This window comes from Micromonospora coerulea, assembly GCF_016598485.1.
Classification (GTDB): domain Bacteria; phylum Actinomycetota; class Actinomycetes; order Mycobacteriales; family Micromonosporaceae; genus Micromonospora; species Micromonospora coerulea.
Map to the genome: position 1 here is coordinate 73,810 of NZ_JAEMUW010000007.1, position 13,981 is coordinate 87,790.

13 protein-coding genes are annotated in these 13,981 nt (G+C 76.2%); 11 read left to right on the top strand and 2 right to left on the bottom strand.

What is annotated here, in order from left to right; translation table 11 throughout:
- Positions 1-127 precede the first annotated feature (127 nt).
- The 8 genes from I8N68_RS11685 to I8N68_RS11720 are packed head-to-tail and all read left to right on the top strand — an operon-like array spanning position 128 to position 8,951.
- On the top strand, positions 128-1,870 hold the full coding sequence (locus tag I8N68_RS11685; protein WP_200209938.1) for an HAD-IIIA family hydrolase: 1,743 nt from the start codon (positions 128-130) through the stop codon (positions 1,868-1,870).
- Positions 1,867-2,841: a glycosyltransferase gene (locus I8N68_RS11690; protein WP_200209939.1), complete on the top strand. Its 975-nt coding sequence runs from the start codon at positions 1,867-1,869 to the stop codon at positions 2,839-2,841. The genes I8N68_RS11685 and I8N68_RS11690 overlap by 4 nt, the downstream gene beginning before the upstream one ends.
- Positions 2,826-4,043 carry a glycosyltransferase gene (locus I8N68_RS11695; protein WP_200209940.1) on the top strand — a complete coding sequence of 406 codons (1,218 nt, stop codon included), beginning with the start codon at positions 2,826-2,828 and terminating at the stop codon, positions 4,041-4,043. Before I8N68_RS11690 ends, I8N68_RS11695 begins: the two co-directional genes overlap by 16 nt.
- Complete coding sequence (locus I8N68_RS11700; protein WP_200209941.1) at positions 4,043-4,798, top strand: D-sedoheptulose-7-phosphate isomerase; 756 nt, start codon at positions 4,043-4,045, stop codon at positions 4,796-4,798. The genes I8N68_RS11695 and I8N68_RS11700 overlap by 1 nt, the downstream gene beginning before the upstream one ends.
- Before the next feature lie 11 nt (positions 4,799-4,809).
- Positions 4,810-6,321: a PfkB family carbohydrate kinase gene (locus I8N68_RS11705; protein ID WP_372433704.1), complete on the top strand. Its 1,512-nt coding sequence runs from the start codon at positions 4,810-4,812 to the stop codon at positions 6,319-6,321.
- 11 nt (positions 6,322-6,332) lie between these two features.
- A complete protein-coding gene (locus I8N68_RS11710) occupies positions 6,333-7,019 on the top strand; it encodes an SDR family oxidoreductase (protein WP_200210106.1) in 687 nt (228 codons plus the stop codon).
- Positions 7,016-7,984, top strand: a complete 969-nt coding sequence (locus tag I8N68_RS11715; RefSeq protein WP_200209943.1) for a glycosyltransferase family 9 protein — start codon at positions 7,016-7,018, stop codon at positions 7,982-7,984. Before I8N68_RS11710 ends, I8N68_RS11715 begins: the two co-directional genes overlap by 4 nt.
- Complete coding sequence (locus I8N68_RS11720; protein ID WP_200209944.1) at positions 7,968-8,951, top strand: DNA topoisomerase IB; 984 nt, start codon at positions 7,968-7,970, stop codon at positions 8,949-8,951. Before I8N68_RS11715 ends, I8N68_RS11720 begins: the two co-directional genes overlap by 17 nt.
- 282 nt (positions 8,952-9,233) lie before the next feature.
- Here the strand turns inward: I8N68_RS11720 and I8N68_RS11725 are convergent, their stop codons facing one another.
- Complete coding sequence (locus I8N68_RS11725; protein WP_200209945.1) at positions 9,234-9,737, bottom strand: hypothetical protein; 504 nt, start codon at positions 9,735-9,737, stop codon at positions 9,234-9,236.
- A 69-nt stretch (positions 9,738-9,806) separates the two neighbouring features.
- Complete coding sequence (locus I8N68_RS11730) at positions 9,807-11,438, bottom strand: RecQ family ATP-dependent DNA helicase (RefSeq protein WP_200209946.1); 1,632 nt, start codon at positions 11,436-11,438, stop codon at positions 9,807-9,809.
- Positions 11,439-11,554: 116 nt separating this feature from the next.
- Between I8N68_RS11730 and I8N68_RS11735 the strand changes: the two genes are divergently transcribed.
- The 3 genes from I8N68_RS11735 to I8N68_RS11745 all read left to right on the top strand — a co-directional run bounded on the left by I8N68_RS11735 (position 11,555) and on the right by I8N68_RS11745 (position 13,977).
- Positions 11,555-12,391 carry a class I SAM-dependent methyltransferase gene (locus tag I8N68_RS11735; RefSeq protein WP_200209947.1) on the top strand — a complete coding sequence of 279 codons (837 nt, stop codon included), beginning with the start codon at positions 11,555-11,557 and terminating at the stop codon, positions 12,389-12,391.
- Positions 12,392-12,468: 77 nt separating this feature from the next.
- Positions 12,469-13,101 carry a TetR/AcrR family transcriptional regulator gene (locus I8N68_RS11740; RefSeq protein ID WP_200209948.1) on the top strand — a complete coding sequence of 211 codons (633 nt, stop codon included), beginning with the start codon at positions 12,469-12,471 and terminating at the stop codon, positions 13,099-13,101.
- A 90-nt stretch (positions 13,102-13,191) separates the two neighbouring features.
- Complete coding sequence (locus I8N68_RS11745) at positions 13,192-13,977, top strand: PH domain-containing protein (protein WP_200209949.1); 786 nt, start codon at positions 13,192-13,194, stop codon at positions 13,975-13,977.
- Positions 13,978-13,981 lie beyond the last annotated feature (4 nt).

A 13,981-nucleotide genomic window follows, 5' to 3' on the forward strand; every position in this document is an offset into this window, starting at 1 on the left:
CTAACGGGGCCGACGGGTTAGCTTCTCGGGGGCGGCGGGTAACGCCGCACCGGGCCGGGACAGCGGCGCGACGGCCCGGCCCGAGCGGGACGCCGGCGCGGCGGTCGGGGCGGCTCCGCCGAAGATGATGTTTACTCCTCGGGGCCTCGGGAACCCGCCGGCCGTGCGACGGGACCACGAGCGGGATCAGTGCAGGTCAGCCCGGGTTGCCCCCGGTTCTGACCGATTCCCGCCGAGGCTCTTCGACGCGGTGCTGCTGGACCGCGACGGCACGCTGATCGAGGACGTGCCCTACAACGGCGACCCGGAGAAGGTACGTCCGGTGCCGGGGGCGCGGGAGTCCCTGGACCGGCTGCGCGCCGCCGGACTGCGGCTGGCCGTGGTGACCAACCAGTCGGGGCTGGCCCGGGGCCTGTTCACCCACGACGAGCTGCGCCGGGTGAACGCGCGGGTGGAGGAGCTGCTCGGGCCCTTCGACGCCTGGCAGGTCTGCCCGCACGGCGAGCGGGACGGCTGCGCCTGCCGCAAGCCCGCGCCCGGGCTGGTGCACGCCGCCGCCCGGGCGCTCGGCACCCGCCCCACCCGTTGCGTCATGGTCGGCGACATCGGTGCCGACATGACCGCCGCGGCGGCGGCCGGCGCGACCGGAATCATGGTGCCCACCCCGGCGACCCGGATGGCCGAGGTGGCCGCCGCGCCCACGGTCGCCGACGACCTGCCCGCGGCGGTGGCGCGGATCCTGGATCGGATCGGCCTGGTCGCCGCCCCCGCGGCCACGCCACGGCGGCGGACCGTCCTGGTGGCGCGCAGCGACGCCGCCGGGGACGTGCTGGTCACCGGGCCCGGCATCCGGGCCGTGGCCGCCGGTGCCGACCGGGTCGTGCTGCTGTGCGGGCCGCGGGGGCGGGCCGCCGCCGAGTTGCTGCCCGGCGTCGACGAGATCGTCGAATGGCCGCTGCCCTGGATCGACGGCCATCCCGCCCCGGTCGAACCCGACGACATGCGCCGGCTCACCGCCCGGCTCGCCGGCGTCGGCGCCGACGAGGCGGTCGTCTTCACCTCCTTCCACCAGTCCCCGCTACCGCTGGCGCTGCTGCTGCGGATGGCCGGCGTACGACGGATCAGCGCGATCAGCGACGACTACCCGGGCACCCTGCTCGACGTCCGCCACCGCGTCCCGGTCGGGGTGCCGGAGCCGGAGCGCGCGCTGTCCCTGGCCGCAGCCGCGGGCTTCGCACTCGCGGCGGGGGACGAGCCGGGCCTGCGGCTGCGTGCCGACCGGCTACCGGCGGCGCCGGACGGCCCCGGCGAGCGCGGCTACGTGGTGCTGCACCCCGGATCCTCGGTCGAGACCCGGGCCTGCCCGCCCGAACTGGCCACCCGGATCGTCCGGGTGCTCAGCGCCGCCGGGTACCGGGTCGTGGTCACCGGCGGTCCGGACGAGCGGGAACTGACCGCCCGGGTCGCCGCCGCCGGGGGCACCGACCTCGGCGGCCGCACCGGACTCGGCGAGCTGGCCGCGGTCGTCGCGCGGGCCGGCGCGCTGGTCGTCGGCAACACCGGTCCGGCGCATCTCGCCGCGGCGCTGGGCGTGCCGGTGGTCAGCCTCTTCGCCCCCACGGTCCCATTCGGACAGTGGGGGCCGTACCGGGTGCCCGCCGTCCGGCTCGGCGACGCCGGCGCCGCCTGCCGGGACACCCGGGCCACCCGCTGCCCGGTGCCCGGACACCCGTGCATGTCGGCGGTCGAGCCCGGGCGGGTCCTCGAGGCGCTGCGGCTGCTCGGCGTACCCGCCGACGGGCCGGCCGCGCTCGTCGCCGCGCCGGCGGGCGGACCGGCGGTGACCGCCACCGGCGGGGTGGCCCGATGAACATCCTGCTCTGGCACGTGCACGGCTCCTGGACCACGTCCTTCGTGCACGGCAAGCATCACTACCTGGTGCCGGTCACCCCGGACCGCGGCCCGTACGGCCTCGGCCGGGCCCGGACCTACCCGTGGCCGGACGGCGCCGTCGAGGTGACCCCGCAGGAGCTCGGGCGCACCGACGTCGACGTGGTGCTGCTCCAGCGCCCCGAGGAGTTCGACCTCGCCGCCGAGTGGCTGAGCCGGCGGCCCGGCCGGGACCTGCCGGCGATCTACGTCGAGCACAACACCCCCAAGGGCGACGTGCCGAACACCCGACACCCGATGGCCGACCGCGACGACCTGCTGATCGCCCACGTCACGCACTTCAACGAGCTGTTCTGGGACAACGGCGGCACCCGCACCGGGGTCATCGAGCACGGCGTGGTCGCCCCTGCCGTCGACTGGACCGGCGAACTCGACCGGCTCGCCGTGGTGATCAACGAGCCGGTGCGCCGCTGGCGGGTCACCGGCACCGACCTGCTGCCCCGGTTCGCCGAGATCGCCCCGCTGGACGTGTACGGGATGGGGGTGGCCGGGCTCGCCGACCGGCTCGGGCTGCCGGCCGACCGGGTCACCAGCCACGACGACGTCCCGCAGCACGCCATGCACGCCGAGCTGGCCCGGCGGCGGGCGTACCTGCACCTGTGCCGCTGGACATCGCTGGGGCTCAGCCTCATCGAGGCGATGACCATGGGCATGCCGGTGATCGCCCTCGCCACCACCGAGGCCGTGGCGGCGGTGCCGCCGTCCGCCGGCGCCCTCTCCACCCGGGTGGACGACCTGCTGGACACGGCCCGCCGGTTCGTCGAGGAGCCGGCGGCGGCCCGCCGCGCCGGCGCCGAGGCCCGGACGGCCGCGCGGAACCGCTACGGCCTGGACCGTTTCCTCGCCGACTGGGACCGGCTGCTGGAGGAGGAAGTATGCGCGTCGCGATGATCTCGGAGCACGCCAGCCCGCTCGCCGTCCTCGGCGGCGAGGACGCGGGCGGCCAGAACACGCATGTCGCGGAGCTCTCCGCCGCGCTGGTGGCCGCCGGGCACGACGTCCGCGTCTACACCCGACGGGACGCCGTGGACCTGCCCGTGACGGTACGGGCCCCGGACGGCTTCGACGTGGTGCACGTACCGGCCGGCCCGGCCGAACCGGTCGCCAAGGACGAGCTGCTGCCCTACATGGCCGAGTTCGGCGACTGGCTGGCGGAGCGGTGGCGCACCGGCGACTGGCAGCCCGAGGTGGTCCACGCGCACTTCTGGATGAGCGGCCTGGCCGCGCTCGCCGCCGGCCGGCGCACCGGCGTGCCGGTGGTGCAGACGTACCACGCGCTGGGCACGGTGAAGCGCCGCCACCAGGGGGCGCAGGACACCAGCCCGCCGGGGCGGGTGCGGTACGAGCGGGAGCTGGGCCGCGCCGTCGACCGGGTGGTCGCGCAGTGCCAGGACGAGGTCGGTGAGCTGGTCCGGATGGGGGTGCCCCGGTCCCGGATGACGGTCGTCCCGTCCGGGGTGAACCTCGGCACCTTCGCCCCGCTGGGTCCGGCCGCCGCACGCGACGGCGACCGGCCGCGGATCCTCACCGTCGGCCGGCTGGTGGAGCGCAAGGGCTTCCAGGACGTGATCCGGGCGATCGCCCTGGTCCCCGGGGCGGAGTGCGTGGTGGTGGGTGGCCCGCCGGCGGGCCTGCTGGAGACCGACCCGTACGCGCTGCGGTTGCGGGCCCTCGCCGACTCCCTCGGCATCGCCGACCGGGTGAAGCTGGTCGGCGCGGTGCCCCGGGAGGAGATGGCCCGCTGGTACCGCTCCGCCGACGTGCTGGTCGCCGCCCCCTGGTACGAACCGTTCGGGCTCACCCCGCTGGAGGCGATGGCCTGCGGCGTGCCGGTGATCGGCACCGCCGTCGGCGGGCTGATCGACACGGTGGTCGACGGGCGGACCGGCGACCTCGTCCCGGCCCGCGACCCGCGGGCCCTGGGCGCGGCGATCCGGCGGTTGCTCGGCGACCGGATCCGCCGCTTCGGATACGCGACGGCGGCGCGGGAACGGGCCCGCCGCCGCTACTCCTGGTCGACCACGGCGGACCGGCTGACGGAGGTGTACGGCCAGGTGGCGACCGTGCGTCGGCCGACCCGGGTGGTCGCCTGATGACGGCGTCCGGCCGGAGCGACGCCGGGACGGTGCTGGACACCCACCTGGCCCACCTCGCCGCGGCGCTGCTGCCCTTCCGCCGGGCCGAGGAGCTGCTCGCCCGGTGGGGCGCCGAGCTGGCCGAGCGGCTGGCCGGTGGCGGCCGGCTGCTCGTCGCCGGCAACGGCGGCAGCGCCGCCGAGGCCCAACACCTCACCGCCGAACTCGTCGGCAAACTCCGCGACGACCGCGAACCCCTCTCCGCCATCGCCCTGCACGCCGAAACCTCCGCCCTCACCGCCATCGGCAACGACTACGGCTACGACCAAATCTTCGCCCGCCAGGTCCGCGCCCACGGCCGCCCCCACGACATCCTCCTGCTCATGTCCACCAGCGGCACCAGCACCAACCTCCTCACCGCCGCCCACGCCGCCCACGACACCGGCCTACGCTGCTGGGCCTTCACCGGCCCCACCCCCAACCCCCTCGCCGACGCCTGCCAGGAGGCCCTCGCCATCGACTCGCCGGAGAGTCAGGTGGTGCAGGAGCTGCACCTGGTCGCCACGCACGTGCTCTGCGAGTACGTCGAGCGGGCCCTGCCGGCGGCCCTCGCCGGCCGGGCGGCCGACCCGGCGGTCCCGGTCCGCGCCGACCCGGCGCCCGCGGTTTCCGCGGCCGACCCGGTGCCGGCCGGACACGCCCGCTCCGGCCCGGTGCGCACCGGGGTGGAGGTGGTGCTCGGTGACGAGGCCCCGGAGGTGGAGGCCCGATGAGGAGGTCGAGCGTGACCGGACCGGTGGTGGTGATCGGTGACACCCTGTTGGACCGGGACGTGGAGGGGGTGGTGAACCGGCTCTGTCCGGACTCCCCGGTACCGGTGCTCGACGAGACCACGTACGTCGACCGGCCCGGCGGCGCCGGCCTCGCCGCGGTCTTCGCCGCCGCCGGGGGCGGCGAGGTCGCGCTGGTCACGGCGATCGCCGACGACGCGGGCGGGGCCCGGCTCAGCTCGCTGCTGGTCGCCGCGGGCGTGCAGCTGTACCCGCTGCCGCTGACCGGGGCCACCCCGGAGAAGATCCGGCTGCGGGTGCGGGGCCGGGTACTGCTGCGGCACGACCGGGGCGGGACCGCCGGCCGGCCCGGCGAACCGGGCGAGGAGGTGCTGCGGCTGATCGCCCGCGCGTCGGTGGTGCTGGTCAGTGACTACGGCCGGGGGGTCGCCGGGCAGCCGGCGCTGCGGGCCGCGCTCGCCGCCACCCGGGCGCCGGTGGTCTGGGATCCGCATCCGCGCGGGCCGGCGGCGGTGCCCGGGGTGCGGCTGGCCACCCCGAACGAACTCGAGGCGCGCGAGTTGGCGAAGGCGCCCGCGGGGGCGTCCCGGCTGGTCACCGCGACCCGGGGCGCGCAGGCGCTGCGCGAGCGGTGGCGGGCCAGCGCCGTGGCGGTGACCCTGGGCGGCGACGGCGCGCTGCTCTGCCACGCCGGCACCACCCCGCTGGTGGTGCCGGCGCCCGCGAGCGCCGAGGGGGACACCTGCGGGGCGGGGGACCGGTTCGCGGCCGCGGCGACCCTCGCCCTGGCCCGCGGCGCGCTGACCTCCGAGGCGGTGCAGGCGGCGGTCGCCGAGGCGTCGGCGTACGTGGCGAGCGGGGGAGTGGCCGCCGCGCTGCCGCCGCCGCTGACGACGCCGTACGACCGGCCCGCCGTGGTGGCCGGGTCGGCCGTGACCGGGAGCGGCGGGGAGCGGATCGGTCCGGCCGCGGCCGGCGCGGTGATCGCCGAGGTACGCGCCGCTGGCGGCACGGTGGTGGCCACCGGCGGCTGCTTCGACCTGCTCCACGCCGGGCACGTGGCAACCCTCGAGGCGGCCCGGCAGCTCGGCGACTGCCTGGTGGTCTGCCTCAACTCCGACGCCAGCGTCGCCGGCCTGAAGGGGCCGGACCGTCCGGTGGTGCCGCAGGGTGACCGTGGCCGGCTGCTGGCGGCGCTGAGTTGCGTGGACGCTGTGTTGATCTTCGACGAGTCCACCCCGCACGCGGCCCTGTCCTGGCTCCGCCCGGACATCTGGGTCAAGGGCGGCGACTACGCCACCGGGGGTGGCGCGGAGACGTTGCCGGAGGCGGAGATCCTGCGCCGCTGGGGTGGGCAGACCGTGGTGGTGCCGTACCTGGACGGGCGCTCCACCACCGACATGATCGCCGCGGCCCGCGCCGGTCGCCGGGGCACCCCCGGCGGGCCGACCGTGGCCGGGCCCGGCGCAACGGCCGTCCGGTCGACGGCGGAGGGGGCACGATGAGCGGCGCTTCCCTGGGGGCCGGCCCCACCGTCCTGGTCACCGGCGGCGCGAGCGGCCTCGGCGCCGCCGTGGTCACCTCCGTCGCCCGCGCCGGCGGTCGGCCGCTCGTGCTGGACCGGCACCGGCCCGGCGACGGTGTGCCGTGGGTGGAGTGCGACCTGGCCGACACCCGGGCCGCCGAGGCGGCGACCCGCGAGCTCGCGGAACGCTCCGGCGGCCTCGATGCCGTGGTCACCGCGGCCGGCACGGACGTGCCCGGCAAGCTGGCCGACGTGCCCGGCGAGACCTGGGAACGGATCGTCGCGGTGGACCTGCTGGCCACGGCGGCGGTGATCCGCGCCGCGTTGCCGTACCTGGAGGCGTCCCGGGGCAGCATCGTCACCATCGCCTCGACCCTTGGCGTGAAGGCGGTCAGCGACGCCACCGCGTACTGTGCGGCGAAGTTCGGGGTGGTCGGCTTCACCCGGGCCCTCGCGGCCGAGCTCGCCGGGTCGGTCGGGGTCACCCTGCTGATCCCCGGCGGCATGCGGACCGCGTTCTTCGACGAGCGCGACGCGCAGTACCGGCCCGGCCCGGACGCCGCGCTCAACGAGCCGGCCGACACCGCCGCCGCGATCATGTTCGCGCTCTCCCAACCGCCGGGTTGCGCGGTACGGGAGATGGTCATCTGCGCCGCGCGCGAGTCGTCGTACCCGTGATCCTGGTCCTCCGGGCGCTCGGAGTCGGCGACCTGGCCACCGCCGTTCCGGCGCTGCGCGGGCTGCGGGCGGGGTTCCCCGACCGGGAGCTGGTGCTGGCCGCCCCCGGTTGGCTGGCGCCGCTGGCCGACCTGGTCGGCGGCATCGACCGGCTGCTGCCCACCGACGGCCTGGACCACCCGGTCCGGCCGGGACGGCCGCCCGCCGTGGCGGTCAACCTGCACGGCCAGGGCCCGCGCTCGCACCGGCTGCTCGCCGCCGCCGGGCCGGGCCGGCTGCTCGCCTTCACCAACGCCGCCGCCGGCCACACCGACGGCCCGGGCTGGGACGACGACGAGCACGAGGTCCGCCGCTGGTGCCGGCTGCTGCACTGGTACGACCTGCCGGCCGACCCCGCCGACCTGGCGCTGCTGCCGCCGCCCGCCGCCGCGGTCCCGGCCGGCGCCACCGTGCTGCACCCGGGCGGCAAGGTGCGCGCCAAGCGCTGGCCGGCGCGGCGGTTCGCCGCACTCGCCCGGGCCCTGGCCGACCGGGGCCACCGGGTGGTGCTGACCGGCTCGGCCGACGAGCGCGACCTCGCCGCCCGGGTGGCCCGCACCGCTGGGCTGACCGCGGACGCGGTGCTCGCCGGCCGGACCGGCCTGGCCGACCTGGCCGCGCTGGTGGCCGGCGCCCGGCTGGTGGTCAGCGGGGACACCGGGGTCGCCCACCTGGCCACCGGGTACGGCACCGCGTCGGTGGTGCTGTTCGGGCCGGTCTCCCCGGCCCGGTGGGGGCCGCCGCCGGACCGGCCCCGGCACCGGGTGCTCGACGCCGTCCGGCGCACCGGGATCGACCGCGATTGGGCCGCGACGGACGGGGTAGGAACGCGTCCGACGTTGGCGGCGATCTCGGTCGACGAGGTGCTGGCCGCCGTGGACGAGGCGGAACGGGCGGTGCGGGTCTCCGGTGCGGTTGCGGCGTAGTGATCCGGGCGGGCCGGGGTACGGACGCCGGCCGCGCGGCGAGGGCTGGCTCTTCCTCGACCCAGAGGGCCAACCGGTCCGCGACCCCGACGAGCTGGCCCGGCTGCGCGACCTCGTCATTCCGCCGGCCTGGCAGGACGTCTGGATCTCGCCGTACCCGAACGGGCACATCCAGGCCACCGGCATCGACGCGGCCGGCCGCAAGCAGTACCTCTACCACCCGCAGTGGCGGCAGAAGCGGGACGAGGCGAAGTTCGACCACGTGCTGGAGGTGGCCCAGCGGCTGCCGGTGCTGCGCGAGCGGGTCGACCAGGACCTGGCCCTGCGCGGACTTCGGCGCGAACGGGTCCTCGCCACCGTGGCCCGGTTGCTGGACATGGGCATGTTCCGGGTCGGCAGTGACCAGTACGCGACCGGCGAGGACCCGACCTTCGGCGTCTCCACGCTGCGTCCCGAGCACGCCCGCTCCCGTGGCGGCTGCGTGGTCTTCGAGTTTCCCGCCAAGGGTGGCATCGACCAGGTGCGCCGGATCGAGGACCCGGAGCTGTGCCGGGTGCTGACCGATCTGCGCCGGCGGCGGCGGACCGAGGAACGCCTCTTCGGTTACTGGGACGGCCGCAGCTGGCGGGACGTCCGCAGTGACGAGGTGAACGACTACCTGCGCGACGCCAGCGGCGGGGAGATGACCGCGAAGGACTTCCGCACCTGGCACGCCACGGTGCTGGCGGCGACGGAGCTGGCCATGGTCGGCCGGCAGCGGTCGGCCACGGCCCGGAAGAAGGCGGTGGCGGCGGTGATGCGCGCCGTCGCCGAGCTGCTCGGCAACACCCCGACCGTGGCCCGGACGTCCTACGTGGACCCACGGGTGGTGGACCTCTACCACGACGGGGTGGTGGTGCAGGTGGCGCCGGAGATGCCGCGCGGCGAGGTGGAGAAGGTGGTGCTGGCCCTGCTGGAGGAGGCCTGACCGACCCCGCCGCCTGTCCTGGGGGAAGAACGGCGAGGCCGGAGTCGGCGTGGCGCGGCAAGGGAACCCGGTGACGGCCGCCGGTGCGAGCGGGAGCCTCGGCACCGGGCGGTCGCCCGCGACGGACCGTCGCGGACGCCTCGCCACGGCCCCCCGATACCAGTGGGCCGGGCCGGTTTCCCGGCTGACGGCCCCGGATCAGTATGTCCGCCCGAAGTTGACGATGGATGCCACGGTGTTGCCGATCCGTGCCGGGTACCGGGGCGCGGGGTGGCCGGACCGTCAGTCGTTGAGCACCTGGGAGAGCCGGTCCCGGAAGCGGCGCTCCGAGTCGCTGACCACGTCGCCGCCGAGGCCCAGCATGCCGCCGCTGGGCGCCGCGGTCACCACCTGCTCGGCGATCTCCACCAGCCAGTGCTTGTACGCGCCGGCCTGCCCCTCGTCGACCCGCGCGGCCAGCAGGGCCGCCGCCTGCCCGGCCCGGGCCAGCACGTCGTCGATCATGGCGCGCGGGTCGGCGGGCGCGATGACCGGCAGTTCCTCGCCGGCCTCCGGGTCGCCCACCCGGCCGACGATCTCACCGGCGACCGCGGCCACCAGCGGGCTGGCCGACTCGCGCCCGGCGGCGATGCCCTCCAGCCCGGCGGCGCTCTCCGCCATGGTGCGCCTGGTGCCGTCCGACTCGGCCGCGCTCGCCGCGGTCAGCACGGACTGCGGCAGGCCGACCAGCAGCCCCCACTCCTCGTCGGAGAATCCGAACCCGGTGTACGCCGGCTGCTCGATCACGAGTGAGCCCCTCTCGCCTGGTCATGGTTTGTCGGTGGTGCCGGGCGCCGCGAGGGCGCCCGGGTCAGGCTAGTCCAGTTCCAGCAGGCCCTGTTCGGACACCACGCGCACGGACAGCGTCTTGTACCCCACCTCGTCGAAGAGCACCGTCATCCGGTCCTCCTCGTAGCTGAGCACCAGCCCGGCGCCCCACTCCGGGTGCCGGATCTGGCTGTGCACCGGGAAGGGCCCGCTGGCCCCGTCGTCGGCGACGCTGGTGCCGGCGTGGCAGTTGTCGCAGTGCCCGCAGACCTCGCTCATCTGCTCACCGAAGTACGCCAGCAGCGCCTGCCCCCGGCACCCGGTGGTCTCGGCGAAGGCCCGCATCATGTCCGTACGCGACCGGGTGACGGTCTGCTGCCGTTCCGCCTCGGCCACCGCCGCGGCCGCGGTCTCCGCCGGCGTCGGGGCGTAGCGCGGCGCGCCGAGCTGCTGCCTGGCCCGCCGCTCGACGGCCCCGACCTGCTCCAGCAGGGCGAGGTACTGGCCGAGCTTGCGCGGGCCGAGGCCGGTCAGCTCGCGCAGCTCCTTCTTGGTCCGGGCCTGCTTGCGCAGCAGCGCGGCGAGGTCCCGCAGCTCGGTGGAGTCCGGCAGGCCGCCGCTGAAGTAGCGCTGCAGCCCGATGTCCTCGGCGCGCCAGAGCAGCAGCACCCGGGCCGGCTCGCCGTCCCGGCCGGCCCGCCCGATCTCCTGGAAGTAGCTGTCCGGGGAGTCGGGCAGCGCCATGTGCACCACCCAGGCGATGTTCGGCTTGTCGATGCCCATGCCGAACGCGGACGTCGCCACCATGATCGGCACCTGGTCGGCGAGGAACGCCTCGTGCAGCTCGTTGCGGGCGCCGGTGGGCATCCCGCCGTGGTAGTACTGGGCCGGGAACCCGGCGTCGGTGAGCCGTTGGGCCAGCTCCTCGGCCGCTCGCCGGGTGGGCACGTAGCAGATGCCCGGGCGCCCGTCGTCGCGGAGCAGGGCGATCAGCCGCCGCCAGCGGTAGTCGTCGGTGGGGCAGTGGGCCACCTCGACGAAGAGGTTGGGCCGGTCCAGCCCGGAGACCACCACCTCGGGGTCGCGCAGCCGCAGCCGGGCGATGATGTCGTCGCGGACCGGCGGCGAGGCGGTGGCGGTCAGCGCGACCACCGGCGGCCGGCCCAGGCCGTCGATCAGGTGCCCGAGGGTCAGGTAGTCGGGGCGGAAATCGTGCCCCCAGGCCGAGATGCAGTGCGCCTCGTCGATCGCCACGAGCGCCGGCTTCAGCGAGCGGACCTCGGCCATCCGGTCCGGGTCACTGAGCGCCTCCGGGGTGATGAAGAGGAACTCGGCCCGCCCCTCCCGGACCTCGACGATCGCCTCGGCCTGCTGGGCCGCGGTCTCGTCGGAGCTGATCCGGACGGCCCGCAGCTCGGGCCGTTGCCGTTCGTTGAGCGCTGCGATCTGGTCCTGCTGGAGGGCCAGCAGCGGGGAGATGACCACCGTCGGGCCGGGGATCAGGCTGGCCGGGATCTGGTAGATCGCCGACTTGCCGGCGCCGGTGGGCAGGACCACCAGGGCGTCGCGGCGCTTCATCACGGCGCGCATCGCGGCCAGTTGGTTGGGCCGCAGCGTGGTCCAACCGAAGAGGTTTCGCGCCGCGCGGCGCAACGTCGTCGAGTGCGTGGTCAGTTTCATCAGTGGCCGCAGGTACCCGAGGGGGGACGGGGCGAAACCGCAGGCGTTGACGTCCGTCGGCGGCGCAGCCATTATGAGTAAGCGTTCATGAACACGCGTTCATAGAGGGGGACCGGGTGGAGACGATCGTCAACACACACCAGGAGCGGGCCTGGAACGACTACGAGGGGCGGCACTGGGCGGAGCACCAGACCCGCTACGACGCGGTCAACAGCGGCTTCAACCCCCCGCTGCTCGCCGCCGTACGGCCCGGCGACCGGGTCCTCGACATCGGCTGCGGCAACGGGCAGCTCACCCGCCTCGCCGCGCGGGCCGCCGACGGCCGCGCCGTCGGCGTCGACCTCTCCGCGCCGATGCTCGACCGGGCCCGGGCGTCCGCGGCGGCGGAGGGCGTGACCAACGTGGAGTTCGTCCGGGCCGACGCCCAGGTGCATCCGTTCCCGGCCGCCGCCTTCGACGTCGCGCTGAGCCGGTTCGGCGTGATGTTCTTCGCCGACCCGGTCGCCGCGTTCGCCAACATCGGCCGGGCGCTACGCCCCGGCGGCCGGCTCGCCTTCGTCTGCCTCGACGACATCCGCGACGGCGACCTGGGCCGGGTGCTCGCCGCGTTCGCCGCCCACCTGCCCCGGCTGGAGACCGACGGCTCCGGGGTCGCCGAGCCGCTCTCCCTCGCCGATCCGACGGTGGTCCACCGCGTGCTCACCGCCGCCGGATTCGCCGGCGTGGACTGCGCCCGGGTGGAGGCGCCGCAACTGTGGGGCCGCGACGTCACCGACGCGGCCGGGTTCCTGGGCGGCTGGGGACCGGTCCGGCACCAGCTCGACCGGGCCGACCCCGACACGGCGGCCCGGGCCCGCGCCGCGCTGGCCGAGGCGCTGCGCCCGCACGAGCAGCCCGACGGCGTGCGCCTGCGCGGCACCGCCTGGCTGGTCACCGCCCACCGTCCGGCCTGACAACCGCCGGCACCGCGGGCCGGTCCGGCCGGGCGGATCGGCGGTCGACGCGGCCGGCGGCCCTAGGATGCCGAGTGATGGCACCGAGAAGAGCGGCAGCGCTGCGCGGCGGCGGGCAGAGCCTGCGGGAGCACCTGATCGCCGCCGCCGGCCGGCTCGTCGCCCGCCGGGGCGTGGCGGGGCTGACGGTCCGGGACATCGCCCGTGAGGCGGAGGTCGCCGACGGAGTGCTCTACAACCACTTCGCCGACAAGGAGGAACTCCTCGCGTACGCGCTGCACGCGCACGTCCGCGCGGTGGAGGCGGAGCAGGAGGGGGCGTCGCCCCGACCGGGCGAGGGGACCGTGGAGGCGAACCTGCGGGCGTACCTCCAGCGGGCGCTGGCCCTGCACGCGGCGATCCTGCCGGCGTTCGCCGGGTTGACCACCCAGCCCAAGCTGCTGGCCCGCCTCGCCGAGCTGCCGACTCCCCTCGACGGCGGCCAGGGACTGCGGACGGAGATCGCCGGCTACGTCCGGGCGGAGCGACAGCTCACCCGGGTGGCCGCGACGATCAGCCCGGACGCGGTCGCCACCCTGGTCGTCGGCGTCTGCCACGACCTCGTCCTCGGCCGGCTGCTCGACCCGGCCGGACCGCCGCCGGAGCCCTCGCCCGACCTCGTGGACGCGCTGGTCGCCACGTTGTTGCACGGCGTCCTCCCGCCCGCCTGACACCGGCCCGGACCGGCCGCACCAGCAACCGCGCGTGGCGGGGGCCATCGGGATGGACACCGGTTGCCCCGTGCCCCCACCATTCGGGGCATGCCTTCGTCCACCGTGCCGAACACCTCCGCCATCCGCCCGTCCCCGCAGCCGGTCGCCGACCGGGTCCGCGTGGCGGCGGCACTCGTCGTGGCGGCGGCCTGGACCGTGGCGGTCTTCCATGGCGGCATACGTGGCTCCTGGGCTGACGGCCCGCTGGGGACGGCGCCGCTCACGCTCGGCCTGTCGGCCCTCGTCGCCATGGCGCTCACCGTGGGGCGGCCGTGGCGCCGCCCGGCGCGGCTCGTCCTGGTGCGCCCGGGCCGGCTGCGGGTGCCGGCCGGTTCCGGCTTCCGTTGGTACGTCGTAGCCCAGATCATGATCCTCACCGGCAGTGCCGTGCCACAGCTGGACGTGGACCCCCTCCGGGACCGGGACGTGCCGGCCGTGACCCTGGCGGCGCTGGCCGCCCTGGTGATCGCGGTGCTGGTCGCGGCGGTGTTCGACGGGCGGCCCCGGCTCGACCTGACCTCGCACGGGATCGAGGTCCGGGACCCCGCAGGCCGGCGGACCATACCGTGGGCGGCGCTGGCTGCCGGCAGGCCGCTGCGGCAGCCCCACGGGCACAAGTTGGTGCTCACCGTGGCGCACCCCGAACTGGTCGAGCAGCGCGGCCTCGTCCGCGGTTCGGCGACCGCGCCGCTGCTCACGCTCACCTGGCTGTGGGTGCAACCGTGGTTCCTGGCGGACGCGCTGCGCTGGTACGTCGACCACCCCGCCGAACGGGCCGCTCTCGGCACCCCGGCCGGCGACGAGCGGCTCCGCCGGGCGCTGGGGGTCGGCTGAGCTC

What these genes read in the sequence shown, in the direction of transcription:
- I8N68_RS11685 (WP_200209938.1), top strand. Translation starts at nt 128, where the DNA reads ATGTTTACTCCTCGGGGCCTCGGGAACCCGCCGGCCGTGCGACGGGAC.
- I8N68_RS11690 (WP_200209939.1), top strand. Translation starts at nt 1,867, where the DNA reads ATGAACATCCTGCTCTGGCACGTGCACGGCTCCTGGACCACGTCCTTC.
- I8N68_RS11695 (WP_200209940.1), top strand. Translation starts at nt 2,826, where the DNA reads ATGCGCGTCGCGATGATCTCGGAGCACGCCAGCCCGCTCGCCGTCCTC.
- I8N68_RS11700 (WP_200209941.1), top strand. Translation starts at nt 4,043, where the DNA reads ATGACGGCGTCCGGCCGGAGCGACGCCGGGACGGTGCTGGACACCCAC.
- I8N68_RS11730 (WP_200209946.1), bottom strand. Translation starts at nt 11,438, where the DNA reads ATGAAACTGACCACGCACTCGACGACGTTGCGCCGCGCGGCGCGAAAC.
- I8N68_RS11740 (WP_200209948.1), top strand. Translation starts at nt 12,469, where the DNA reads ATGGCACCGAGAAGAGCGGCAGCGCTGCGCGGCGGCGGGCAGAGCCTG.
- I8N68_RS11745 (WP_200209949.1), top strand. Translation starts at nt 13,192, where the DNA reads ATGCCTTCGTCCACCGTGCCGAACACCTCCGCCATCCGCCCGTCCCCG.